The sequence below is a fragment of the Belliella calami genome (assembly GCF_022549695.1).
GTDB lineage: Bacteria > Bacteroidota > Bacteroidia > Cytophagales > Cyclobacteriaceae > Belliella > Belliella calami.
On the sequence record NZ_JAKZGS010000009.1, the window covers coordinates 71,043 to 96,418 of the forward strand.

A 25,376-nucleotide genomic window follows, 5' to 3' on the forward strand; every position below is an offset into this window, starting at 1 on the left:
ATAAGTGTTTTTACAGAGAATGAATTAAATATAGTGATTATGCTAAAACAAAAACACTACTTATCTCCTCTGTCTTAGTGCTTCATAAATTACCACTCCGGCTGCTACAGATACATTTAGACTTTCAATGTTTCCCGAGAGTGGGATTTTGACAAATTCGTCACTAATACCCATCAGTTCTGGGGAAATTCCATCTTCCTCTGATCCCAAAACCAAAGCTGTAGGAATGCTGAAATCAGCTTCATACATCTCTCTGTCAGTCTTTTCAGTGACACTTACCACACTCAAGCCCATCTTTTTGAGATCTTTGACTGTGTAATAGAGGTTTTTGACCCTACACACAGGTAGGAAGTTCAGTGCTCCTGCGGAAGTTTTTACTGCATCGGAATTGATCTGAGCACTTCCTTTTTCAGGAATGACGATAGCGTGTACGCCAGCGCAGTCTGCAGTTCTTGCCATGGCACCAAAATTTCTCACATCAGTGATTCTATCCAATACAAGAATAAGCGGAGCAATGCCTTTGCTGAAGCATTCATCAATGACATTGTCTAGGGATGCATATTGAATAGCAGAGATATGTGCAAGAACCCCTTGGTGGTTTTTTCTTGTAGTCCGGTTGAGTTTCGCTTCAGGGACACGGACTACAGCGATTTTTTCCTGCTTTGCAAGTGCCAATAATTCTTTGATCAAATCATTGTTCAGCTCTTTATTGACAAGGATTTTGTCTATATCTTTTTGGGCATTAATAGCTTCCATGACCGCACGGGTACCAAAGATAAAATCTTTGTCTTGCTCGCCTCGTTCAATTAGAAATCCATCCTTCCGCTTCTCCATAGTGTAATGCTTTTGAACCATTCTGGCTGTAAAGCTCTCGAACGGTTGAGTGTATAATAATTGGGAGTCAATATGTTTTTGACGCGTGCAAAGGTAAAGTTTATTTTTGAATTAGAATCAAGATTTCCATAAGTCCATATTTCAGCATTCAGTCTGAATGTAACGCCATTTGGAGGGCCCATTACTGTATAGACCATTCCTTTGTCTGTTTTCCAGCCTTCTTTGAAGTCCGTAAAAAGTATATTGGCAAACTCAATCTGTCTAAAATATTCGCGAATCAATGTTTTGGCTGCTTCTTCGTCTTTGGTCAATCCAAACCAGTACTTATCTAAAGCGAGTTTTTTGTCTTGCGCTTCCAGCAGTGCTTCATGTTCTTTTCTCGTGGAGATATATACGACCATATCGACCATTTCTTCCCAAGATTCTACCCGTGGAAATGCCTGTGGGACTGTTTTGATCATTAGACCTTGGGTCGAATTAGTGTCAGATTGGATGAAAAAATATCCGTAATCATCAAAATTTCTGGGTGTATTGGCCAGAAAATCACCTTGGTCTTCCACCTTGATCTCCCTAGGGACTGGTGCTGGCTTGATTTCCATAGGAGGGTATGGTGAGTCAAATTTCGTCGGGTAGTAAAAAGTATGCAATGAAACGGGGCCTTTTGTTTTGAAAAGTAAAGCTTCTTCTTGGATGAGGAAATTCTGATCAAATGGAATATTGTTTCCAAAGTATGCTCCAAAATTTGGGTGACCCAAAACAAATGGACTGATCAAATCCACATGGTAGTAATACTCGTCACCTTGCCTGGTGTCTACTACTTTTAGAAAGGCAATTGCTACATTTTGCTCTTCGGGAATTTTGATTTTTTGCTCAAAATAGAAATGATTCTGGGTGTTTAACTTTAGATCATTTTCTTCTAATTTAGTCAGATTTTCATCGGCGAATGTCTGATTGTATCCAGAAAGGATGGTGAAATAAAAATTGTAATCACCAAAAGAAGCATTGTCTTCAAGTTTTTCAATAGGCATCTGCAATACAAAGTCTCTTGAGCTTTCCTGAATTGGGATGATTTTTAGAGAAATTCTAGAGTAGCGCGAATATCGAAGTGCTTGATTAGTAGATTCTAATGATTGCTGGGCTACTCCTACTAGTGAACAAGTAAAGCTAAGTACCAAAGTACTTAAAAGTAGCTGAATTTTTTTTGTTATCGTCTTTGTTGTCATTTGGTTCAAAAATTAACCTTATTTTTGCTCAAATTAATAAAATTTTAAATGGCTACCTATACAACGGAAATTGCATCGGATAAGTTGGTTAGTGATAATCCAATTCATCAACGCCTTCTAAAAGCCTATATTGCTGCAAAACCAATGGTATCTGGGAAATTGCTTGAAGTCGGCTGTGGAGAAGGAAGAGGTGTGGAGGAATTGTTGGATCAAGTGGATAGTTACTTGGGAATTGATAAAATTCAGGCTGTGATCGATGAGCTCAAGCGAAAGTATCCAGCTGTGGCTTTTGAACAAGCAGTGATTCCCCCTTTTGTGGGTATAGAATCCAATAGTTTTGATACGGTGGTTAGCTTCCAGGTGATTGAGCATATTCAAGATGATAAACTCTTTTTGGAGGAAATCTACCGGGTATTGAAGCCAGGGGGAAAGGCAATCATTTCTACGCCTAATATTAGGCATACACTTTCGCGAAATCCTTGGCATATCAGAGAATATACAGGAAAGGAATTGATTAAGCTTTGTGATGAAGTCTTTGACAAAGTAAATGCTATGGGAATAGGAGGGAATGATAAAGTCTGGAGTTATCATGAAGAGAATCGCAAATCTGTGAACAGAATAATGCGATTTGATGTCTTGGACTTGCAACATAGATTGCCTTCAGCAGTTCTAAGATTTCCTTATGAGATCCTCAATAGGCTAAATCGGAAAAAGCTGCATAAGCAACAAGGAAACATAGTTACAGATATCAAACACGCTGATTACCTCTTGGTAGATCATCCCGATCAGGGTTTGGATTTATTTTATGTTTTGGAGAAAAGAAACAAGTGATTTTTAATTTTCCCTTGACCCCATAATAGGCCACGATGGTTTCTAAAGGTCCAAATTTATTTGTGTTGAATTCAAAACAAAAAGAGCTCCTATAAAAATAGGAGCTCTTTTCTCAATTGCCAGACATGCTTAAAGTGTTTTTTAGGCTAACTTCTGATTATCTTCTGTCTAGGGTATTCTTGTTTGAGGTTCCAATAAATCTTTCAAGATTCTTTTTTAATTCCGAAGCAAGCTCTTCGTAGCCTCTTTCTTCCAAAAGAGGGACAAAGTATCTAAGCATTTCCAATGAAATCATTGCTTCCCGATCGTAAGGTCTGTCTGTACTTGCGTAGAATTCTAATAGCTGAATCGATTTCACACTCATCTTATCTACTATATCCAATGCCAAATCATCCTCGCCTACTTCGAACAACAATGGTACAGACTGTCCACTTGCCAAATCATAAGCAATGGCTTCATTTGGCATCTTCTCTAAACTAAACTTGAGTACATCTGCTGCTTTGTCCATTTGGTCTTCATCCAAAAGTGCTATGGCAATGCTGTTGATTGAGCTTCTGTGGTTGGATGTGAATCTTCTGAATTCATCATCGAAGTAGTTATCAGGATTATCCATGCCTCTAAAGGCAAAGTCTTCCATGATATGCTTGTAAGACTTTTCAGTATTTACCAATTCAGCTCTGAAGTTTTGTGGTTTTCTTACTGGAAGTAATCGATAAGTCATTCCTTCCATCACAACATAATCTTCCAAATCCAAACCAATAGTTGCCAATGAAGTATTGTTGAAGTAAATAGGTCTCTCCCAATTGTTGGAAGTAATGAGGTCCAAAAGCATCATGTTGCCTTTAGTCATATATTCACCCTTCACCCTAAGGTTCATTTGGTCTACCATCAAGGCTTCCATGCCTTCAGGAATCAATCCATCGTTATAAACTTTCTCGATGTCCACATCAAGAATGATGTTTCTTGCAGGTACCATATTCAAGGTCATTTTATTGGAGCCTTGAAGTCTCAGTAGTTCACTTTTGTTTTTTAACAGTTTCAAATACTCTTTTGCTGAAATAGCATCAAGACCTTCTCTTTCGAGCAAGTAAAGCACATCATTTGTACCTTTTCTGTAATGTTCATATTCTAAAGAAAATGGTAAAGGGGCTGATTCATATGCTTTTCTTGTCATTTGATCTACATACCAGTCGGTATCAAAATAACTCAATACGACTACCCTGACATCAGTTCGGAAGTTCTCAACCGCTTGCACATACCATAGGGGGAAAGTGTCATTGTCACCGCCAGTAAAGAGGATTGCATTAGGTTCACAGGATGCCAAGAAGTTTCTTGCAGAATCTACAGAGAAATACCTGCCTTGCCTGTTGTGATCATCCCAGTTTTGGTTTGCCATTAATACAGGGATTGGGAATGTGATCAATGTTGCGATGACTCCAGCTAAAGCAAGGTTTTTGTTAATTTTGGCAATACCATGTGCAATGGCCAACACTCCGAATCCAACCCATATGGCAAATGCATAAAATGACCCTACGTAGATATAATCTCGCTCTCGAGGTTCCACAGGAGGCGAGTTAAGATAAATCACCAATACGACGCCCATCATGAGGAAAAGCCCCATTGTGACATAAAATGAATTCGGATCTTTCTTAGCTTGGAAGAATAGCCCAATTAGCCCAAGAATAAGTGGGAGCATTAGGTAATTGTTATGGGCTTTGTTTTCCTTGATGTAATCTGGGAATTTGTCACTGAATGCATCAGTGATTCCCAACCATGGAGCATCTGAATAATCACTTTCACGCCCTGAGAAATTCCACATAAAGTATCTCCAATACATGTGCCCCAATTGGTGGGAGAACATAAAGTATATATTATCAGAGAAAGTAGGTTCCTGACCTGCACTCAATCCTAGTTTTGTACGATAAATCTGCTTGTGACGCTCTTGTGTAGAGTAGATTCGCGGAAGTATAGTTGTTTTGTTTTTATCATATTTGGTGATCGTATTGTAATCTACGATTTCATATTTGTCCTTCCCTTTAAGGTAGATTGGAGCACCATCTTCCTGTGACTCTACTTGAGCCGTGAAATATTGTCCATGAAGCAAAGGTCTGTACCCGTATTGTTCTCTTTTGAGGTAGGATACATAGCTGACGATATCTTTTGGGTTATTTTCGTTGATGATAGGATCTTGGTTTGCTCTGATGACGATCAAAGCATATGATCCATAGCCAATCAGAATAAAAGTCAATGACAACAAGATTGTATTTAGAATTACTTTTCCTTGCTTGATAGAGTAAAGAATGGCATAAACCAAAGACCCAATGAAGACAATACTGAAGAACACGATCCCTGATCCAAATGGAAGCCCCATGCTATTGACAAAAAAGATCTCGATGGATCCTGCCAAACTAGGTAAGCCTGGAATGATGAAGTTGTTGATTATGATCAGCGCTACACCGCCTAGTATGAGTGCGATAGCACCTCCTTTGATGTTTGGCTCTTTGTATTTCTTGAAATAATAAATCAAAGCCAATGCAGGCAAAGTTACCAAATTGAGCAAATGGACACCGATAGACAGGCCTACCAGATAAGCAATAAAGATCATCCATTTGTTTTCCAATACAGGGTCTTCGATGACATCCCATTTGAGAAATGCCCAAATTACAATAGCAGTAAAGAACGAAGACATGGCATACACTTCCGCTTCTACAGCAGAAAACCAAAAACTATCTGAAAAGGTATAAACCAAAGCGCCCACGATCCCAGCGCCCATTAGGCTGATGGTTTGGCCCTTGCTTTCTTTTCCAGGTTCCATTTTGAATAGCTTTCTTCCTAGCAAAGTAATAGACCAAAAAAGAAAAAGAATGGTAAATCCAGAAAATATAGCACTTCCTATATTCATCCAGTAAGCTACTTGAAGTCCATCGCCCATTGCAAGAAATCCAAACATTCTATAAATCAATAAGAACAAAGGTGCTCCAGGAGGGTGTGGAACCTGTAGCTTGTAGGATACGGCGATGAATTCTCCCGGATCCCAAAAGCTTGCTGTTTGCTCAACTGTTAATACATAAACTAAAGTAGCGACTAAGGCAATCAGCCAACCTGTCAGATTATTGACCTTTTTGTAATCAAGCATTGTTTTTGAAATAGATGTGTCGGGCGAAAATAAGCAAATAATCACTAATCTCAGGAATTTTAACAGCATTTAAGCTTCTGTGATAAAAATTACCTTCCTATTCAGTGCTTTGCACTAAATTTGAACATTGTAAATAATCAAACATGAACAATCCGAAACCTAAATCTTTCAATGATCTGATAGCTGGAGATCAGCCTGTATTGGTTGATTTTTTTGCTACTTGGTGTGGTCCATGCCAAATGATGCAGCCTATTCTTGAAGAAACGGCAAAGCTTTTTGGCAATGAAATCAAAGTTATTAAAGTAGATGTTGATAAAAATCAACTTGCAGCTAGTAACTTTCAAGTTCGAGGCGTGCCTACTTTGATTCTTTTTCATCAAGGGAAAGTATTATGGAGGAAATCTGGAGTTGTTCCTACCCATCAACTTGTGAACGTGGTAAAGGAACATATTGTTAAAAATGATCCAGTGTGATATTTGTCATAGTAATGCAAAATCACAAATCTTAAATTTGCACCAAAAAAAAGAAATTAGAGGTATAATTGAGCTAGAGTGCACTAAGAATTTTTGGTTTATTTATCAGGATTCGATAACCATTCCCCTAATTTTTGAAATTAATTTGAAAATATAAAAACATGAAAATAGAACAAATTTATACAGGATGTCTGGCACAAGGTGCTTATTACATTGAATCTGACGGAGAGGCAGCCATCATCGATCCACTAAGGGAAGTGCAGCCATACATAGATCAGGCTAAAAAGAACAACGCTAAAATCAAGTATGTTTTTGAAACACATTTTCATGCTGACTTTGTATCAGGCCATCAGGATTTGGCAGCAAAAACTGGGGCAGCAATCGTTTATGGTCCTACTGAGATGAAGTTGGGTTTTGAGGCAATTATCGCTGAAGATGGTCAGGAATTTCATGTAGGAAAATTGAAGATAAAATTGATCCACACTCCAGGTCATACAATGGAAAGTTCCTGCTATTTACTTTTTAATGAAAAAGGAAAAGAAGAAACAATCTTCACTGGAGATACTTTGTTTATCGGTGACGTAGGACGTCCAGATTTAGCTCAGAAAGTTGTTGTTGATCTGACGCAGGATATGCTTGCTGGTTATCTTTATGATTCTTTGAGAAATAAGATCATGCCGTTGTCAGATGATTTGATAGTGTATCCAGCCCATGGAGCAGGCTCTGCCTGTGGAAAAAACATGAGTAAGGAGACTTCAGATACATTGGGCAACCAAAAGAAAACTAATTATGCGCTTCAAGAAATGACAAAAGAAGCGTTTATCAAGGAAGTGACATCTGGATTGACTCCTCCTCCAGCATATTTCCCCCAAAATGTGATGATGAACATCCAAGGGTATGACAGTATCGATGATGTGTTGGAAAGAGGAGTGAATCCGCTTTCGCCTGAAGCTTTTGAAGCTGCAGCAAATGAAACAGGAGCAGTTTTGTTGGATACGAGGAATTCCCAAGTATTTGCAAAAGGATTCATACCGAATTCAATCAACATAGGAATAGATGGAAGCTTTGCCGTCTGGGTCGGTGCGATGATTCCAGATCTTAAGCAAGAGATTTTGGTCATTGCTGATAAAGGAAAAGAAGAAGAGGTGATTACCCGATTGGCTAGAGTGGGGTATGATTATGCTATTGGATATTTGGAAGGAGGATTTGAGGCATGGAAAAATTCTGAATATGAAATTGATAGCATCAAATCAATCACTGTAGAAGAATTTGCCAAGATCAAAGAGGAACAAGATTCAATCAATATCCTTGATGTGAGAAAGAACAGTGAGTTTTTGAGCGAGCGATTGCTGGAAGCAGAAAACGCACCTCTTGATTATATCAATGAGAGCATGCTTCAAGTGGATAAAAACAAGACTTATTACGTTCATTGTGCTGGTGGTTATAGATCAATGGTCTTTGCTTCCATTCTGAAGGCTAGAGGATATGATAACTTGGTTGATGTCAAAGGGGGATTCAAAAGCTTAAGGGAGTCTGGAAAATTTAAACTGAGTGAATATGTTTGTCCTTCTACGTTGTTATAATAGCATGATCCAGCCCCTAAGGAAGTTAGGTGTCCAATCGGCAAAATCTCAGAGCCTCAATTGAGATTGCTCAAATATCTGCTTGCGAGGATATTCTTTGGGGTAATTTTTGGTTTAGGAGAGTATTTGCCAAAAGCTTGTCCAGAATCTACATTTGTAAAAATATAAGGTCGTTTTGCAGGTGGATTTAATGAATGCTATAGCACGTGATTTGTTAGGTGTGAAGACAACCATCTTAACAGAAAGCTTGCATCATTAGAGGACAGTCGTTGATTAGGTCAAAGGACTGTCCTCAATTGAATACTTTTTTTACGATAAATCTTATTAATAAGATCGCTGTCAATATGACACTTCCTGCTATTATAAATTCCATATTTTTAAAAACCAGAAAGCAATCGATTTGTTCTGAAAACCATTTATCAATCGAAAAAGAATTTTTCAAACGATTGAATGGCCAAGCAGTAATAACCTTTCTGTTTTGTGTTTCAGTTTTGATATTTGTCTGTAACTTGCATACAATTTCTTCAACCTATATCACCTATTATGACCATACTTCAGAAACGCAGAGCTGCGTTAGGTAGTTTGTTTTTTCTTGCTGGAATTTGCTTTGCTTCTTGGGCTTCTAGGATTCCTGATGTTCAAGTTAAGTTTGGACTGTCAGAATCCCAATTGGGTACACTTTTATTGGGATTGCCAATTGGGTCATTGGTTGCCTTGCCTTTGGCAGGTTGGGCTGTTCATAAGTATGGGAGTAGGATCGTGATTCTTTTGGGAGCTATTGGTTACATGATTTTTTTGCCTTTGATTGGGTTTAGTTCAAGTATTTGGCTTTTGGTGCCAGTAGTGATGCTTTTTGGGATGATTGGGAATTTGATGAATATTTCTTTGAATACCCAAGCGCTTGCTGTCGAAGACATGTATGGGCGGAGTATTTTGGGGTCTTTTCATGGTCTTTGGAGCTTGGCTGGCTTTAGTGGGGCAGGAATTGGTGCTGTGATGATATATCTTGATGTGCTTCCAAGGTATCATTATTTGGTTATTTCTGGGATTGCCTTACTGATAGTCATAGTTGCACAAGGATATTTGGTAAAAGAAAATAAAAGTCAAGCTGGTGGAGGTTTTGTGATGAAGAAACCAGATGCATTATTGTTGAGGATTGGTGGGATAGCTTTTCTTGGTATGCTTTCGGAAGGGTGTATGTTTGATTGGAGTGGTGTGTATTTCAAAAAAGTCGTTGAAATACAACCTGGGCTAGTCGCTTTGGGTTATGTGTCATTCATGGGAGCGATGGCTTCAGGCAGATTTGTTTCTGACAGGTTGACAAATAGATTTGGTAGGCTTTCTATTCTGAGATTGAGTGGGATTCTGATCTTTATGGGGCTTTTGGTCTCTGTTATTTTCCCAACCCCCATTTATGCCACAATAGGTTTCCTGCTTGTCGGTTTTGGGGTAGCGTCTATCATTCCAGTTTCTTATAGCGTGGCTGGTAGATCCAAACTTTATTCTCCGGGTATAGCACTCGCAATTGTATCCACGATTTCGTTCTTTGGTTTTTTGACTGGTCCACCTTTGATAGGGTATATCGCTGACTTATTGAGCCTCCAAGCGTCTTTTGTACTGATAGCTGTAGCTGGATTAGGGATTACATTACTTGCCAGCATCAGATTGGATGTGTTCAAAAACATAGACTGAAAAACGAAACATTAACACTGTTTTCCTAAAAATAAAGCCCCATTCAGAAGTTTCAGAATGGGGCTTTTTTACAATCTTATTTTGATTCGCTCAACGCTTGTCGAAAACCAATCAAGACACATTATCCAGATTGTTTCTTAGGGTTTTTAGACCTTAGGGAAACATCATAAGCTTATATCATTTGGAATAGTTTATTTAGATCGATTTACAGAAACTTGGTCTAGCCCACGTTTTTTCAAAAGCGCATCAATTTTTGGTTCTGCACCTCTAAAATTCACATACATTTTCATTGGCTCTTCCGTTCCTCCTCTTTCAAGGATTTCTTTTCTGAAGGCTTGTGCTTTTTCTTGATTGAAAAGCTCAGTTTCTTTGAATGCCTGGAATGCATCTGTATCCAAAACACCAGACCATATATAGCTGTAGTATCCTGAAGAGTATCCGCCAGCAAAAATATGCTGGAAGTATGGGCTTCTATATCTTGGGATGATTTCATCTATCAAGCCAATTTTTTCTAACGAAGCATTTTCGAAATCGGTAGCATTGCTAGTGATGTTTTCACTTCTGGTATGATAATCCAAATCAAGTAATGAAGCTGCCAAATATTCAGTGGTTCCAAAACCTTGACCGAAAGTTCCGCTATTAGTCAATTTAGCAATCAAATCATCAGGAATGACTTCACCAGTTTCATAATGAAAAGCATACTGTTTCATTACTGAAGGCTCCGTAGCCCAATTTTCCATTACCTGTGAAGGAAGCTCAACAAAATCTCTAGGGACAGAAGTGCCTGAGAGACTCTGGTATTCTACATTCGAAAGCAATCCATGAAGCGCATGGCCAAATTCGTGGAAGAAGGTAGTCACTTCATCAAAAGTCAACAATGCTGGAGCATTGCCAGTAGGTCTTGAGAAGTTGCAAACAATTGATATAATTGGAGCTTTTCTTTCTCCATTTTCTGTCTTTTGTGATCTGTAGGATGTCATCCATGCACCACCTCTTTTGGAAGATCTCGGATGGAAGTCCATATATAGAACACCAACATGTGATCCGTCAGCTTCTTTTACTTCATATGCTTTGGCATCTTCATGGTATGCAGGGATGTCTTGAATTTCGGTAAAAGTCAAGCCCCAAAGATTTTTGACTACCATAAATACTCCTTCTTGAACTTTTTCCAAAGAAAAATATGGCTTGATTTCTTGCTCATCAAGATCGAATTTTTGCTTACGCAATTTTTCTTCGTAATATCTCCAGTCCCATGGCTCAATACTGAAGTCATGCCCCTCTGCTTTTACGAGCGCTTGCATTTCATCTCTTTCGACTTTCGCTTTCGCCAAAGCAGGTGCCCATAGTTGGTTCAGTAATTTGTAAACATTGTCAGCATTTTTGGCCATCGATTCTTCCAAAACATAATCTGCATGTGTGTTATAGCCCAAAAGTTGAGCCTTTTCCCTCCTTAGGTTTGCAATCTCTATCAATCCAGCTTTGTTGTCAAATTCATTACCTTGATCAGATCTGTTTTTGTATGCCTCCCAGATTTGCTTTCTCAATTCACGGTTATCAGCATACTGTAAAAATGGCATTACACTTGGGTTTTGAAGCGTAAAAAGCCATTTCCCTTCTTCTCCTGCCGCTTTGGCATCATCTGCTGCAGTGCTGATCAGTCCTTCAGGAAGTCCAGAAAGGTCTTCTTCTTTATCGATTACCAGTTTGAAAGCATTGGTTTCTGCCAATAGGTTTTGGCCAAATTGAAGTGTGAGTGAAGAAAGCTTTGTGTTGATTTCTCTCAGCTTGTCCTTATCGGCATCATTTAAGTTTGCTCCGTTTCTTACAAAAGACTTGTAAGTGTTTTCCAATAGTTTGTGCTTTTCTCCATTTAGATCAAGTTGATCCTTGCTATCCCACACAGCCTTCACTCTTTCAAAAAGTTTTGAGTTAAGGGAAATGTTGTCACCATGGGCAGAAAGTTCTGGTGACATTTCTTTTGCGATTGCTTGAAGTTCGTCATTGGTGTTGGCAGAGTTTAGGTTGCCAAATACTCTAGAAACTTTGCTAAGCAATTCACCAGAATATTCCATTGCTTCGATGGTGTTTTCGAAGGTTGGTTTCTCTGAATTATTTACAATTTCATCGATTTCTTTTTGGTGCTCTTTGATACCCTCTCTCAAAGCTGGAGCAAAGTGTTCATTTTTGATTTTGTCAAAAGGAGGTACCTCAAATGGGGTATCATAAGCTTCGAAAAATGGATTCATAGATTCTGTTTTTTGTTCTGCTGTGCCACATGCATAAAGTAGAGCAGTGGAAGCAGCAAGTGCAATAATTTTATTTTTCATATACAAACATATTTGGGTTGGTTGATGCAAATATATGAATTAAATTATATGACTATCAGCAATCTTGCTCGTTTGGAGGTGGGAGAGTATTTTAAATTGCGAAATTCGTCATCAACTTACGTTCTGTCACGTTGACAAAAGCCCACAGTAAACAAGGCTCAGATTATTCATCGAAAAATTTATTTTTTTGGATACGTTTAAGAAAACGAAAAGTCAAATGAAATTTACTATCGAGGAGAATGTCTATTTCTTGAAATTTATCGGTATTTCAATTTTTACGGTTAGATACTGCGTATAGCTTTGAGATTTATCACTTCTCTCAAAGTGAGGAGGAATAGCTGTCAACGATTTTGATTCAAATCACTTTATTTGCCTAGAATCATTGTCTGAGCAAATGGCAAGCCTTACCTTTAGGCATTAAAAAAGTAAAAAGTAAAATGTCAAAGTTTAAAGTAGCAGTAGTTTTATTTTTTTCATTGGTGCTTTTGTCTAAAGCTTCATTTGCTCAAAAGAGTGAACCATATGTGGTGTTGATTTCTTTGGATGGTTATAGATATGATTACACGGAGCGTTTTCAGCCAGAAAACATTACCAGATTTATCCATAATGGAACTGCTGCGAAATCAATGATACCTTCCTTCCCGACGAAGACTTTTCCGAATCATTATACCATTGCTACTGGCATGAAGCCTGAAAATCATGGTCTTGTGAACAATTCTTTTTTTGAGCCTGCTAAGAACATGGTTTATAGTATTCGTGAAAGAAATATCGTGGAGGACGGATATTGGTATGGAGGAACCCCTCTTTGGGTATTGGCTGAGCAGAATGGAATGAAAGCTGCAAGCTATTATTTTGTAGGTTCGGAGGCAGATGTTCAGGGAGTTAGGCCAAGTTATTACAGAAATTATGATGCTGGAGTTACTAATTTGTCCAGAATAACTCAAGTTTTCGAATGGTTAGAGCTTCCGGATGAAGAAAGGCCTAGATTGATAACTTTGTATTTTTCCGATATGGATGATGTAGGTCATGCTTATGGCCCAAATAACGATGTTGAGCTCAGTGAAAAATTGAAAAAACTCGACAAAGAATTGGGGGCATTGTTTGAAGGGTTGAAAAGCTTTGAGTTGGATATCAATGTGTTTTTGGTTTCAGATCATGGAATGGCAAATGTACCTAGGCAGAACCTGTTGAATTTGGACCATATCACAGAAAAGGTTGAAGGACAAGTAGTGAATAATGGTGCTATGGCGCATATTTATTTGGATAATCCATTGGAATTGGAGCAGGTATACCTTAGACTGAAAATGAAAGAAGGTCCATTTAATATCGTCAAAGTAAAGGATAGAAAGTATTACAAAAATATTGAAACTTACAGAGACCGTTTGGGAGAATTGTTGATTTTACCTGATTTGGGCTTTTATCTAGCAACTACCTCAGATATGGTGAAATATCAAAATAGGGCTGCTATGTTGAAGACAGAGGTGTTTGGGGAGCACGGTTTCAGTCCTGAATACAAAGAGATGCAAGCTATTTTTTATGCAAATGGACCTGGGATCAAACAGGGTTTAGAAATAGACTCTTTTCAGAATATTCATGTTTATCCCTTGATAGTAGAGTTGCTGGGTTTGCCTTTGCCGGAAAATATTGATGGGGATTTGAATGTTTTAGAGCAAATTTTAAAAAGAAATGAGCCAATTGAAAGAAATTAAAAGTAGAAAAGAGGTGTCGCATTTGGTGCGGACTTTTTATTCCAAAATCAGGATTCATACTTCATTGGGGCCGATTTTTAATGGGATTGTGAATGATTGGGAAGAGCATCTAGAAAGGTTAACTGATTTTTGGGAAATGGTACTCTTGCAGACTGGTCCAGGGGCTGGCAAGTTTAATCCTGTTCCGGTTCACAAAGCTGTGGACAGGCAAGTCGATCATGCGATTGAGCAAAAGCATTTTGGGAATTGGCTGGAATTATGGTTTGAAACCTTGGATGAAAATTTCTCAGGGAATCAAGCTGATTATGCCAAAGAGCATGCAAGGAAAATGGCTCACATATTATTTTTCAGGATAATGGAGGCGAGAAATACCGGCAAATGACGCCCAAGTGATGCAAGTTTACTTCGACCATTTTCATTTAAAAGGATATAAGCTTAAAATGGTAATCAGTATTTTCCTGCTTGGTTATTGTAATCTCTTTTTTTAGATGATAAAATGCTTCCAAAAGAAGGGCGCTTTCAATTTCCCCAGCATCAATGGCTTTGAAACCGATCAGCTCTATCAATTTTTTTACTCTACATTTATCAGTTCCTTTTTCGCCACAATAATAAGTTTCCTTAATCATCCCAAGCATATCTGACTTAGGATAGTCTATTCCCAGGTTGTTGAATGCCTTGTAAATGGGAGGTGTTCCACCAATACTTTCTTGGATGAAAGTTGTATTGCAATAAAAGTATTTGTTGTAGGCACTGTTGGTGCAGTCAATCAATAGCTTGTGTGTTAAATCAACTTCTTTTAAAGCCTCGCATACTTTTTCCAGATGTTCATTCTCACTGCAAATCATTATAATTTCTGATTGTTCAATGGCTTGTTTGTATCCAAAAACTTTATCAGCGTGCATATTTAGGATTTTCCATTCCACATCTTTGCATTCGAAGCCTTTTCGAACTCCAAACACAACCTTAGCTCCTGTTGACAAATATTTGTTGCCTAGAGAAAACGAAAGTTTTGTGCCTCCTAAAATTCCTATTTTCATAATTTTAATCTTTTTTTCGTGGGGTGACGAAACGTGGTTCACTCGGTAAGAATATTGGAAATTTGGGTGGGTTTTCCGTTACTTATTATAGGTTTATCTTACTCGAAAGTGTTGAAAATTAAAGATAATTATCAGGAATGCAAAATAAAATATTGATAAATGATGAAAATAAACTTAAAATACGATTGTTACTGTTTGAAACTCATAAAAATGATATTCAAATAAATTAATTTTTCAGAATTTAATTGATAGCTAATTGATTTTTAATTATTTGAAGTGATTTTGTCTGATTTTTTTTCGCAAAAAATAAGTGAAAATTAGACTTTTTGCTTGGTAGTTCTTCAATTTTATTTGCAGCCCTACCTTTTCCATAACAAAGTCATTTACATCATATCATCAAAAACTTCCTCAAGATCGAGTAAAAAACCTTGTACAGCTTGAGAGGCTACTTTGTCCCCATGGGTAAAGATTTTGGAAGCATAGTATTTACCATCAACCAAGGTATAGATGATCAAGGTACATTCATTGGGATGGATTACCCAATATTCTTTGATTCCAGATTCTTCATAAACCTCGTATTTGTTTTGCAATTCTTTTTTGTTGTTGCCTGGAGAAAGTATTTCTACGACTAAATCCGGAGCTCCCACGCAACCTAACTCGTCAAGTTTGTCAGGGTCACAAACTACACAGATATCAGGTTGTACAACAGTGTCAATATCTTCGTTTTTTTTAGACTTCACAGGTAGTCGAACATCAAATGGAGCGATAAAAGCCTCACATTTTTCACCCTTAAGGAAACTAAAAAATGCTGTAAATACTGATCCGGCTATTCTCTGATGATTAACTCTCGGAGCTGCTGCTTGCTTGAAAACTTTTCCTTTGATCAGCTCGACCATTTCCTCCATCTGCCAAGTCAAGTAATCTGCGTAGGTGTAGTGACCACCTGTTAGGTACTCTACAGAAGGTTCCTCAACTTTGTTTTTCAATTCCTCCTTTTCCATAACAAAGTCATTTACATCATTCCATCAAAAACTTCCTCAAGATCGAGTACAAAACCTTTTACAGCTTGAGAGGTTACTTTGTCCCCATGGGTAAAGATTTTGGAAGCATAGTATTTACCATCAACCAAGGTATAGATGATCAAGGTACATTCATTGGGATGGATAACCCAATATTCTTTGATTCCAGATTCTTCGTAAACCTCGTATTTGTTTTGCAATTCTTTTTTGTTATTGCCAGGAGAAAGTATTTCTACGACTAAATCCGGAGCTCCCACGCAACCTAACTCGTCAAGTTTGTCAGGGTCACAAACTACACAGATATCAGGTTGTACAACAGTGTCAATATCTTCGTTTTTTTTAGACTTCACAGGTAGTCGAACATCAAATGGAGCGATAAAAGCCTCACATTTTTCACCCTTAAGGAAACTAAAAAATGCTGTAAATACTGATCCGGCTATTCTCTGATGATTAACTCTCGGAGCTGCTGCTTGCTTGAAAACTTTTCCTTTGATCAGCTCGACCATTTCCTCCATCTGCCAAGTCAGGTAATCTGCGTAGGTGTAGTGATCACCTACTTGTCCAGTAGGTAGATAATTGGCAGTTGGTTCTTCAACTTTGTTTTTCAAATCATCCTGTCTCATAAAGTAAAAATACTGATTTTAACCGAAAATTGAAAGAGCAATGTTTTATGGGGATGGATTGTATTTATGCTTGATGAACAGACTGTTAATTAGATTCTTTTTTTTGTCAAACCAAATAATGCTTCAATTGATTACTTCTTTCGTATATGCTATAAATTCGTTTCTATGAAAAATTCCTCACTTAGTATAGTATTCCTATTTCTCACATTTTTTTCTTTTTCCTGCTCTTTCAAAGGGGTCAATCGAACCAAAGGTATTACATATTTGGAAGAAGGATCAATTGAAAAGCTTCCCGAAAAGCAGCTGAATGTATTTGCTCCAAAAAAAGCAAATGGAAAAAATCCCGTCTTGATCTTTATCCATGGAGGAAGCTGGGATTCAGGAAAAAAAGAAATTTATAGTTTTTTTGGTTCTAGGCTGGCGAGAAAAGGAATTGTGGCGGTAATAATTGATTATCCGCTCAGTCCCGAATATCAAGTAGGCGAAATGGCTCTGGCATCGGCTCAAGCTGTGAAATGGACACATGAAAATATTGGAGCATTTGGAGGGGATACGGAAAGGATTTTTGTTTCAGGTCATTCTGCAGGTGGGCATTTGGCAAGCCTGATTTCTGTGAAAAATGATTATTTTGATGATTTACAAATCGATAATCCAATCAGGGGGACTATTCTTATTGATGCCGCGGGTTTGGATATGTATTGGTTTTTGAAAGAAAAAAATTATGATCCGGGAACAAAATACCTAAAGACATTCACTGATGATCCCGAAGTTTGGAAAGCTACTTCACCGATTTATTTTTTGGATGAAAATGATCCACCAATGATGATAATGATGGGTGGTAAAACACTGACCAGTATAAAACAGACTACCGATAGATTTTTGGAAGCGTACAAAAAGATAAATCCCAAGCCTAATTTTCACCTTCAAGAGAATAAGAAACATGCGCCAATGATCATCCAATTTCTCTATTCTCCAAACAAAGCATACAATTGGATTGAGGATTTTATGATGCTTGATTAAAATAAAAGTTGCTTGAAGACCTTCATTTCTTTAAAAAAAAACACTTCAAACAATTTGCTCTACGAACCAAATTCACCTATTCAAATTTCCATCAATTTCAATTAATAGTGATAAAACTAGCAATCCCCAATCTTACCCCACCTCTTTCGTAACGGCTATTTTCAAATCCTGCACCCATTTCAAGTCTGAAAATCCTGAACAAATTATCCAAAGAGTAACCGACTTCCCAATAATGTGGGGAGTTGGCTGTTTTCAGATAATTGAAGAAAATATTTTCTCTCACACCAGAGAACCTCAGCATGGGTAATTGAGTAAGTAGAAACTTCCTAAATTGGTAATGCACGATTCCGCTCACATAGTCTGACTGGGAGCTGTATCGATAATAATCCATAAATCGATAGTTTGAAGCTACTCCCATGTTGGCAAATATGGTTCTATTGCCTCCAAAATGTACGAAGTCTTGAAAATAGACTTGGTTATTGTTTAAGAAAGAGCCTGCTCTAAGGTTGAAGTCAAGTTTTCCGCTGACTCCAAAATTGAAGAAATGCTCAAGTCCAAATTCAGCCAAATCAAAGTCTGCTTGATCTTGGGAGTTTCCTGTTTTAATCCCTTTTGTGTAGGAGAATTTCAATAAAGGGGCTGTAGTATATATAGGGGATTTTCGTCCATTTCTAATTTCATACTTGACTCCAGGCCTCCAATCAAAGCTACTGTTCCAAATTAGTGCCCTGTGGTTGTCAAACGCATTTGCCGAAGCCTCCACATTTTCTGGTATGTTTTCTGTGTATTCTCTTTCGGGTTTTTTGTAAAGACTAAAATTGCTATTGTTTTCCAGCGTCCTTCTGTTGGCAAATGTCAGGTTGGTTCTGTAGGTGATGGCATCATTTTTCCTATTTGCAAAATAGAATGTGGCAAAATCCTGCTCAAACAGTTTCATGTAGTTTTGCCGAAGTAAAATGGAATACAAAGCATTCACTTGCTCGTTGATAGGGTTGTCGGTGTTATATTGGAATATATAAGAGCCTCCTTTTAGACCCAAAGTATAACCAGGTCTTCCTTTGTTTACTGAATGCCTGATATCTATTGCACCATAAAATTGTTGACTTGAAAATCCATACCTAGCTATGGGTTCAAAATACCAAGATTTAACATGGTTTGTGACACTGTCAGCCATTTTTGTGCTTTTATCTATTCTATAAAAACCCGCTAAACCCATTTTATAACCTTCTACTGTATTGAAAGAAAGTTTGGAAATGTTTGGCTTGAAACCAGCAGATCTTCCCTTGCCAAAATTGTATGTACCTCCAGTTATAATATCTCCAGGGTTGAATTTTCTTCTCGCTTTTTTGATGATCGTATCATTTTCACTTATCTTGGCAGCCTCTATGACAGCTACACTATCATCTCTTTGATAACCTTTGATTTCTGCTTCTGTGAGTTTCACAGGTCGGATGCTATCCCAATAGCTCAAATCCCTTTTTTTGGCTAAACTATCGACTTTATACGATCTGTTGGAAATCACTTCTACGTTTTCTCTTTCCTTTTCTGCTTCTTTTTCATATTCATTGACAAGCTTTCTAAAGTCTTTTCTAGTCATTTTGTCTGCCTGAGCCATTTGATCCAAGGCAGAAGCATTCTTGTCGAAAGTGCTCCGTTCTTGCGGAACATCATCGATTTTTTCATCAATGATAGTCGTTTCTACTATTAGGTCTGGGTTTAGTTGGACTTTATAATCTCTTGTTGAGGCTAAGTATCTGTACTCACCCGCAAAGCCAAAGAATTTACCTCCAAAATCATAGGTGTGTGTTGTAGGCATCCATACATTTTCTGCAACCTCAGCATAGAGTTGTCTGGCGTTGATATCAAATCCTAGCAAAGAAGTTTTTAAATCAAGACTGTGAATGGCCCAAATGTCTTCTATTATTTGGATATATCCTTCAAAAACCCGCTCCCCTCTTGATCTTGGAGTGACTCTTATTTTGTTGATAGTTTTGCCGTTTTCAATAAAAGAACCTTCAAGCCTAAACCGGTAGTAGGCAAAAGCTGAAGGAGCAAGTGGAGATATGGCTTCGTTGATTTTTTCATTATAAAAACTCGTCGCCAAATAAGGGGCAGGAGAGGTCTGGTTGTTATCCCCGTTTGTTCGGATGCTGATTACTTTTTCTTCGATCGTATTGGGTTGTTTGAAAGTGATTTCGGAAACAGACTCGGTTGTGTAGGCTTCATTTAACTTCATCCCTTCTTTTTCCAATTTCTTTTTGATGAAAAATGGCGCGTTGGTAAGCTGTCCTGTACCCTTTAGATAGACCATCATGCTATATTCTTGAACTTGTAGTCTGTGATACTTGGCTTTGGAGATTGCTTTTCGCATGATTGTCAGAGCTGGGTCTTCTGCTTTGCTATTGACGGTCACTTCCTGTAGCGCGTAAGTCTGTTGCTCGAGTTCAAAATTCAATTCTACCCATTCGTTCTTTACTTCTACTGCTTTGAGTAGGGCTGCATAACCGAGAAACTGTACCACTACATCATAGTAACCAGGCTTGAGTTTGTATTCATATTCTCCATTTTGATTGGTTGGTACACCATCAGCAAGATTTCTGATATAAACAGAAGCATATGCTAGCGGTTCTCCGGAGTCTCCCTTGACAGTCCCTCTGATACCTTGAGCTTGAATGCCTTGAAAAAAAACTATAGATAAAAAAAGCAGCAAGATTTTTTGAGTTGAAAGTGATTTCATATTCTTTTCCAAATTAATACAAGTGAAAAGTAAAACAAATTTATTTAAACGGCATTCTTTAAAATCTTGTTTTGACAAAAATTAACAGTTTAGTAGAAGTCCTGAGATTTTGTTGTTGTTTTATGAAAATAAACTTCACTATGATTTGATTTTTAAATTGAAGATTTTAAGATATAATATTTTGCAAAAGTTTGTGTTTTTGTAATTTCAATTCTTTTTCTGCCAAGATTGATTTTTTTCAAAACTCAAAGAAGTTTTTTTTCACATTTTTAATAAAACCCGAAAATTTTAACTATTCGAAAAATTCAATCGTTTTCGGTTGTGTAAATAGCAACAAAATATTGGATGTGTTGATGATTAGTGAAAAATACCTTTATTCTGTTAACAAGTAAATCTGCAAATGGCTTGCGGGGCATTTGTTAAAAATTGCAAAATTAAAATTAAACGTTCAACTTGGATGAGAAATTAACTATTAAACCTAAATCCGTTTTTTTCAAAACAACAAACCCTATGAGAAATAATTTACAAAAAATGAAAGTATTTCTGATGATTACAGCCTTGCTTTTTGCAGCTGTACTCACGGCAAATGCACAAAACAGGGAGGTATCAGGAACAGTTCTGGATAAAACCATGGGTGATCCCCTTCCCGGAGTAACTGTATTGGTCAAAGGAACGACCCGAGGAACCAACACTGACTTAGATGGAAAATTCACCATTTCCCTTCAGCCAGGAGACCAAGTATTAGTGTTTTCATTTGTGGGCTTCAGTCCACAAGAAGTCACTGTAGGTAATCAAAGTGTCATCAATGTAGAACTTGATGAGGACATCCAATCTCTTCAGGAGGCTGTAGTAATTGGTTATGGTACACAAGATAAAAAGGAAATTACAAGTTCAGTGGCAAGTATCGGTACAGAAGGTTTCAATAAAGGTAACTTTCCAAATCCACAGTCATTGTTGACAGGTAAGGTAGCAGGTCTGAATATCTCTACACCAGGTGGTTCACCAAATGCGCAGCCAACTGTTAGATTAAGAGGTATTTCTTCTTTTGGAGCGAACTCTTCTCCTTTAGTAGTATTGGATGGGGTGATTGGTGCATCTATTGATGCTGTCGATCCAAACGATATCGAGACGATAGATGTATTGAAGGATGCTTCAGCAGCTGCTATATATGGTACAAGAGGTGCGGCAGGTGTGATCTTGATTACTACAAAAAAAGGAAGCACCAAAAAAGGTTTCTCAAATGTAACAATCAATACTTTTGGTACAGCTGAGCAGGCTACTAATCTAATTCCTGTATTGAGTCCAGATGAATTCAGAGCAAGGAGACCAGAGACTGCTGATTTCGGTAGTAATACGAACTGGAGGGATGAAATCCTAAGGACAGCTTTGAATGGTACTACAAACGCTTCTCTTTCTGGAGGTTTTGAAAACACCTCTTATTTTGCATCAGTCAATTATAGAAGTAATCAAGGCGTGGTGAAGAATTCAGGAAGAGAAACCTTGAATACGAGATTAAACTTATCCCATGGAGCTTTAAACAATAGATTGAGAATGAATCTTAATTTGGCATTTACTGATACTGAGGCAAATGATATCCCTGGTGATGCATTATTGTTTGCTACTATTTTGAATCCAACGATGCCAGTTTTTGATAACTCTCCAAATGGCTTATTGAATGGAGGTTTTTTTCAACCATCAGGGTTTGATAATAACAATCCAGTAGCTTTGATCAACACAGTTACCAATCAAACTAAAGTTCGAAATGCATTATATTCTTACAGAGCAGAATATGATATAACTGATGATTTGGTTGTGTCTGCTCAATTTTCTCAAGATGTTCTTAACACCCTAAACGGTCAATACAGTTCTAGATTAGATGGATCGCCTAACGGTGGTAGAGCTAATAATGGTATTGCACAGCAAAACACTTTTGACAGAACTAATACCGTTATTTCAGGTAATCTGAGATACGAAACTGAAATTTTTGACGGTATGAATATGTCTCTTTTGGGAGGTGTTGAAGCACAACTATTTTCTGAAAGAAGTTTTGGGGCACAAACAAGACAGTTCTTGTATGATCAAAGTTGGAACAATCTAGGAGCTGGGGGTATCAGATTTGGTGCTAATACTAACCTTTACAGTAACGCAGAAAAATCTCAGTTGAACTCTGTCTTTGGTAGAGCAAATTTTAACTACAGAAATATTTATTTCTTTTCAGCAACTGTTAGGGCTGAAACATATTCTGGATTTGGTAGAGAGGTACAGACAGGTTACTTCCCAGCTTTTTCAGCTGGAGCAGACTTGAGTCAGATATTCGATATGGGACCTTTCAACCAATTCAAGTTGAGAAGTTCATTTGGTATTGTTGGTCAAATTCCTCCGTCTCCTAATTTAGCTATAGCGGTCTTTGAGAATGGAAATAGAGTCCAGTTAGATCCTGATAATATTAATTCCGCATGGGTTCCAACTGTATTGAGAACAGATCCAAATCTTTTTCTGCAATGGGAAACAACCCGAGAGCTCACTTTCGGATTGGATTATGCATTGTTTAATGGTAAGATTACAGGTAGCATGGATTATTACAGAAGAAATATTGAAGATTTGCTTTTTCAAGCAACAGTCAATGTTGGGCAGCCTAACCCATTTCTTCCTGGTCAGAATTTTAGAACGAATTCTGTTTGGGCAAATATTGCTGGTTTGAATAGCTCCGGATTTGAATTCCTGATGACGGCCAATAATATCAATTTGGGTGGTGGAGTTACTTGGACTCCAACTGCAGTCTTTACTATTTATGAAAGAGCTAGAATTCAAAATATTGGTGCAGGTGGATTGACATTACCTGAAATAAGAAGAGGCGTTCCAGGGGCTCCCGGTGTAAATAATGCTCAAGTGATCAGAAACATCGAAGGGGAAAGAGTTGGTGATATCTATGGTCCAAGACTGGAAGGTATTTTAGAAAATGGTACTACCATCATATCTACTGAAACTCCAGATGAGTTTGAAAGATTGGGAAATGCACTTCCTACTGGAGACTTCGGTTTTACTAACCAATTCAATTATAAGAACTGGGATTTGAATTTCTTGTTAAGAGGATCGTGGGGACATCAAATGCTGAATTCGTTTAGATTGTTCTATGAAGGTGATGGAAATGCAACTTGGAATTCCGTAATTACTAAAAACACACCTACTAATCCTGTTATCTCCAATGCACCAAGTCAAATTTCAGATTTCTATATTGAAAGAGGGGACTTTGTGAGATTGGATAATTTACAAATTGGGTACAATATACCGACAAAATCTAGTATGATTTCTAATTTCAGATTGTATGCAGGTGTTCAAAATTTGTTTACATTAACAAGCTTTACTGGTGTTGACCCGGAAGTTAGATGGGTGGATGCTGAAGATCCATTCAACCCTGATCAATTAGCTCCTGGCATTGAAAGGAGAAATACTTATTTTGTCCCTAGAATTTGGACAACAGGATTGACAATAACCTTTAAATAACATAAACTGATTTATACTATGTTACGATCAATAAAAACAATATGTGTAGGAGGACTCGTGGCGATGACCATGGTGTCGTGTGAGTTGGAGCAGGAAGTGCTAACTGGGGTTACCCAAGAGCGGCTTATCAACGAAGCCCCGCCAGAACTTGCTGAGGTTTTGAAGCAGTCTGCTTATAGTAGATTGATGGGAGATGGTAGCTGGGGAGGTCATGGAGGTCTTTACAGTTATCAAGAGATTACATCTGATGAAATGGCCATCCCTGTGAAAGGTGGTGACTGGAATGATGGAGGTCTTTGGGTACGTGCACATAGACATACTTGGAGTATAGATGATACAGAATTAAATGGGGTATGGGATATACCATTTAGAGTTATTGCGGAAACAAACTCTTTGTTACAGCAATACCCTGATATTGAAGAGCTTGCTGCAGAGATGAGGGTTTTAAGAGCTTTTTGTTATCTAGTTTTATTAGATAATTTTGGAGGTGGAGTACCTTTGGTAATTGAGACTACCACTGATCCGAACCCACCGAGTTCGTCCAGAGAAGAGTTATTCAACTTCATTGAGTCAAGTGTACTGGAAAATGTAGATATCTTGACAAGAGAAAATAGAAGAATCAATTTTAACTTTTGGTCTGCCCATATGATTTTGGCAAAACTGTACATGAATGCTGAGGTTTATATTGGCCAGCCAAAATGGACCGAAGCTAATGCTGTACTTGATGTTATTATCAACGAGGGTCCATATAGTTTGGCTCCTAACTATTTTGCTAATTTTGCTACAGCCAATGCAAATTCAGTAGAGAATATGTTTACGCTTCCATATGATGCCAATAATGCTGGTGGTTTCAATATTCACCATATGGCACTTCACTATGAATCTCAAAAAACATTTGATTTGGTAGATCAGCCATGGAATGGCTATGCAGCATTGGAGGATTTCTATAACAGTTATGATGATGCTGATTTGAGAAAAGAAAACTTTAGGGTAGGCTTGCAGTTTGAATTGGATGGGGTAACTCCTCTTAGGGATGATGCAGGTTTTGATGGAGATCCTGATGGAGTGGAAGTTAATTTTACGCCACAGATCAATGAATTGGCACCAAATGCATTTAGACAAGCTGGAGCAAGGGTGAATAAATTTGAAATTGCCATAGGTGCACAGCCGGATTTGAACAATGATTTCCCTGTATTTAGATATGCTGATGCAATTCTTTTGAAAGCAGAAGTATTGTTGAGACAAGGTAACGCAGCTGGAGGTTTAGAGTATGTCAATCAAGTAAGGGATAGGGTAAATGTTCCACTTTACACAGAGTTGACTATGGATAATTTATTGGCTGAAAGAGGTAGAGAATTATTTGCCGAAGGATGGAGAAGATCAGATTTGATCAGATTCAATAGATTTGGAGCTCCTTGGTGGGAGAAGCCAAGTTCACCGGAAACTAGACGTGTGTTTCCGATTCCATTGAATAAAATTCAAGCGAACGTAAGATTGACCCAAAACCCTGGTTATTAATTTCCATACTGTTATATTTTTTATAAAAGAAGTGTGCATTTGCACACTTCTTTTTAATTATAAGCGAGTACATTTATCCTACATTAAGACACATCGGTAATTTATTCATT

17 protein-coding genes are annotated in these 25,376 nt (G+C 37.8%); 9 read left to right on the forward strand and 8 right to left on the reverse strand.

The window, feature by feature from the left end; all coding sequences use genetic code 11:
* Positions 1-60: 60 nt before the first annotated feature.
* Positions 61-834 (reverse strand): 23S rRNA (guanosine(2251)-2'-O)-methyltransferase RlmB, encoded by a 774-nt coding sequence (gene rlmB, locus MM236_RS12000; RefSeq protein WP_241275219.1) that lies wholly within the window; start codon positions 832-834, stop codon positions 61-63.
* Positions 807-2,057, reverse strand: coding sequence for a GWxTD domain-containing protein (locus tag MM236_RS12005; RefSeq protein WP_241275220.1), 1,251 nt, complete (start codon positions 2,055-2,057; stop codon positions 807-809). The genes rlmB and MM236_RS12005 overlap by 28 nt, the downstream gene beginning before the upstream one ends.
* A gap of 48 nt (positions 2,058-2,105) precedes the next feature.
* Here MM236_RS12005 and MM236_RS12010 point away from each other — a divergent pair, with 48 nt between their 5' ends.
* Positions 2,106-2,888, forward strand: a complete 783-nt coding sequence (locus MM236_RS12010; protein ID WP_241275221.1) for a class I SAM-dependent methyltransferase — start codon at positions 2,106-2,108, stop codon at positions 2,886-2,888.
* A gap of 157 nt (positions 2,889-3,045) precedes the next feature.
* Here MM236_RS12010 and MM236_RS12015 read toward each other — a convergent pair whose 3' ends face one another.
* Positions 3,046-6,024: a glycosyltransferase family 117 protein gene (locus MM236_RS12015; RefSeq protein ID WP_241275222.1), complete on the reverse strand. Its 2,979-nt coding sequence runs from the start codon at positions 6,022-6,024 to the stop codon at positions 3,046-3,048.
* A 143-nt stretch (positions 6,025-6,167) separates the two neighbouring features.
* On the opposite strand from MM236_RS12015, the gene trxA reads away from it, so the two are divergent.
* The 3 genes from trxA (at position 6,168) to MM236_RS12030 (ending at position 9,772) form a co-directional block, all read left to right on the forward strand.
* On the forward strand, positions 6,168-6,497 hold the full coding sequence (gene trxA, locus MM236_RS12020) for a thioredoxin (protein WP_241275223.1): 330 nt from the start codon (positions 6,168-6,170) through the stop codon (positions 6,495-6,497).
* Between the two features lie 161 nt (positions 6,498-6,658).
* On the forward strand, positions 6,659-8,080 hold the full coding sequence (locus MM236_RS12025) for an MBL fold metallo-hydrolase (protein WP_241275224.1): 1,422 nt from the start codon (positions 6,659-6,661) through the stop codon (positions 8,078-8,080).
* 543 nt (positions 8,081-8,623) lie between these two features.
* Positions 8,624-9,772, forward strand: coding sequence for an MFS transporter (locus tag MM236_RS12030; RefSeq protein ID WP_241275225.1), 1,149 nt, complete (start codon positions 8,624-8,626; stop codon positions 9,770-9,772).
* A 191-nt stretch (positions 9,773-9,963) separates the two neighbouring features.
* Here MM236_RS12030 and MM236_RS12035 read toward each other — a convergent pair whose 3' ends face one another.
* Positions 9,964-12,099, reverse strand: a complete 2,136-nt coding sequence (locus MM236_RS12035) for a M3 family metallopeptidase (RefSeq protein ID WP_241275226.1) — start codon at positions 12,097-12,099, stop codon at positions 9,964-9,966.
* A 437-nt stretch (positions 12,100-12,536) separates the two neighbouring features.
* Here MM236_RS12035 and MM236_RS12040 point away from each other — a divergent pair, with 437 nt between their 5' ends.
* On the forward strand, positions 12,537-13,808 hold the full coding sequence (locus MM236_RS12040; protein ID WP_241275227.1) for an alkaline phosphatase family protein: 1,272 nt from the start codon (positions 12,537-12,539) through the stop codon (positions 13,806-13,808).
* Positions 13,786-14,190: a group III truncated hemoglobin gene (locus MM236_RS12045; RefSeq protein WP_241275228.1), complete on the forward strand. Its 405-nt coding sequence runs from the start codon at positions 13,786-13,788 to the stop codon at positions 14,188-14,190. Before MM236_RS12040 ends, MM236_RS12045 begins: the two co-directional genes overlap by 23 nt.
* A 37-nt stretch (positions 14,191-14,227) precedes the next feature.
* On the opposite strand, the gene MM236_RS12050 is transcribed toward MM236_RS12045, so the two are convergent.
* The 3 genes from MM236_RS12050 to MM236_RS12060 all read right to left on the reverse strand — a co-directional run bounded on the left by MM236_RS12050 (position 14,228) and on the right by MM236_RS12060 (position 16,487).
* Complete coding sequence (locus MM236_RS12050; protein ID WP_241275229.1) at positions 14,228-14,845, reverse strand: NADPH-dependent F420 reductase; 618 nt, start codon at positions 14,843-14,845, stop codon at positions 14,228-14,230.
* A 383-nt stretch (positions 14,846-15,228) separates the two neighbouring features.
* Positions 15,229-15,846, reverse strand: a complete 618-nt coding sequence (locus tag MM236_RS12055) for a Uma2 family endonuclease (RefSeq protein ID WP_241275230.1) — start codon at positions 15,844-15,846, stop codon at positions 15,229-15,231.
* 11 nt (positions 15,847-15,857) lie between these two features.
* Positions 15,858-16,487 (reverse strand): Uma2 family endonuclease, encoded by a 630-nt coding sequence (locus MM236_RS12060; RefSeq protein ID WP_241275231.1) that lies wholly within the window; start codon positions 16,485-16,487, stop codon positions 15,858-15,860.
* Between the two features lie 165 nt (positions 16,488-16,652).
* Here MM236_RS12060 and MM236_RS12065 point away from each other — a divergent pair, with 165 nt between their 5' ends.
* Positions 16,653-17,507: an alpha/beta hydrolase gene (locus MM236_RS12065; protein ID WP_241275232.1), complete on the forward strand. Its 855-nt coding sequence runs from the start codon at positions 16,653-16,655 to the stop codon at positions 17,505-17,507.
* 97 nt (positions 17,508-17,604) lie between these two features.
* On the opposite strand, the gene MM236_RS12070 is transcribed toward MM236_RS12065, so the two are convergent.
* On the reverse strand, positions 17,605-20,244 hold the full coding sequence (locus MM236_RS12070) for a DUF5686 and carboxypeptidase regulatory-like domain-containing protein (protein ID WP_241275233.1): 2,640 nt from the start codon (positions 20,242-20,244) through the stop codon (positions 17,605-17,607).
* Positions 20,245-20,754: 510 nt separating this feature from the next.
* Here MM236_RS12070 and MM236_RS12075 point away from each other — a divergent pair.
* Both MM236_RS12075 and MM236_RS12080 read left to right on the forward strand, forming a co-directional pair.
* Entirely contained in the window at positions 20,755-23,748 is a 2,994-nt protein-coding gene (locus MM236_RS12075) for a SusC/RagA family TonB-linked outer membrane protein (RefSeq protein ID WP_241275234.1), read from the forward strand.
* 18 nt (positions 23,749-23,766) lie between these two features.
* Positions 23,767-25,266, forward strand: coding sequence for a RagB/SusD family nutrient uptake outer membrane protein (locus MM236_RS12080; protein WP_241275235.1), 1,500 nt, complete (start codon positions 23,767-23,769; stop codon positions 25,264-25,266).
* Positions 25,267-25,376: the final 110 nt, after the last annotated feature.

Excerpts from the sequence above, each read along its gene's own strand:
- rlmB (WP_241275219.1), bottom strand. The coding sequence starts at position 834 with ATGGAGAAGCGGAAGGATGGATTTCTAATTGAACGAGGCGAGCAAGAC.
- MM236_RS12005 (WP_241275220.1), bottom strand. The coding sequence starts at position 2,057 with ATGACAACAAAGACGATAACAAAAAAAATTCAGCTACTTTTAAGTACT.
- MM236_RS12010 (WP_241275221.1), top strand. The coding sequence starts at position 2,106 with ATGGCTACCTATACAACGGAAATTGCATCGGATAAGTTGGTTAGTGAT.
- MM236_RS12015 (WP_241275222.1), bottom strand. The coding sequence starts at position 6,024 with ATGCTTGATTACAAAAAGGTCAATAATCTGACAGGTTGGCTGATTGCC.
- trxA (WP_241275223.1), top strand. The coding sequence starts at position 6,168 with ATGAACAATCCGAAACCTAAATCTTTCAATGATCTGATAGCTGGAGAT.
- MM236_RS12025 (WP_241275224.1), top strand. The coding sequence starts at position 6,659 with ATGAAAATAGAACAAATTTATACAGGATGTCTGGCACAAGGTGCTTAT.
- MM236_RS12030 (WP_241275225.1), top strand. The coding sequence starts at position 8,624 with ATGACCATACTTCAGAAACGCAGAGCTGCGTTAGGTAGTTTGTTTTTT.
- MM236_RS12035 (WP_241275226.1), bottom strand. The coding sequence starts at position 12,099 with ATGAAAAATAAAATTATTGCACTTGCTGCTTCCACTGCTCTACTTTAT.
- MM236_RS12040 (WP_241275227.1), top strand. The coding sequence starts at position 12,537 with ATGTCAAAGTTTAAAGTAGCAGTAGTTTTATTTTTTTCATTGGTGCTT.
- MM236_RS12045 (WP_241275228.1), top strand. The coding sequence starts at position 13,786 with ATGAGCCAATTGAAAGAAATTAAAAGTAGAAAAGAGGTGTCGCATTTG.
- MM236_RS12050 (WP_241275229.1), bottom strand. The coding sequence starts at position 14,845 with ATGAAAATAGGAATTTTAGGAGGCACAAAACTTTCGTTTTCTCTAGGC.
- MM236_RS12055 (WP_241275230.1), bottom strand. The coding sequence starts at position 15,846 with ATGGAAAAGGAGGAATTGAAAAACAAAGTTGAGGAACCTTCTGTAGAG.
- MM236_RS12060 (WP_241275231.1), bottom strand. The coding sequence starts at position 16,487 with ATGAGACAGGATGATTTGAAAAACAAAGTTGAAGAACCAACTGCCAAT.
- MM236_RS12065 (WP_241275232.1), top strand. The coding sequence starts at position 16,653 with ATGAAAAATTCCTCACTTAGTATAGTATTCCTATTTCTCACATTTTTT.
- MM236_RS12070 (WP_241275233.1), bottom strand. The coding sequence starts at position 20,244 with ATGAAATCACTTTCAACTCAAAAAATCTTGCTGCTTTTTTTATCTATA.
- MM236_RS12075 (WP_241275234.1), top strand. The coding sequence starts at position 20,755 with ATGAGAAATAATTTACAAAAAATGAAAGTATTTCTGATGATTACAGCC.
- MM236_RS12080 (WP_241275235.1), top strand. The coding sequence starts at position 23,767 with ATGTTACGATCAATAAAAACAATATGTGTAGGAGGACTCGTGGCGATG.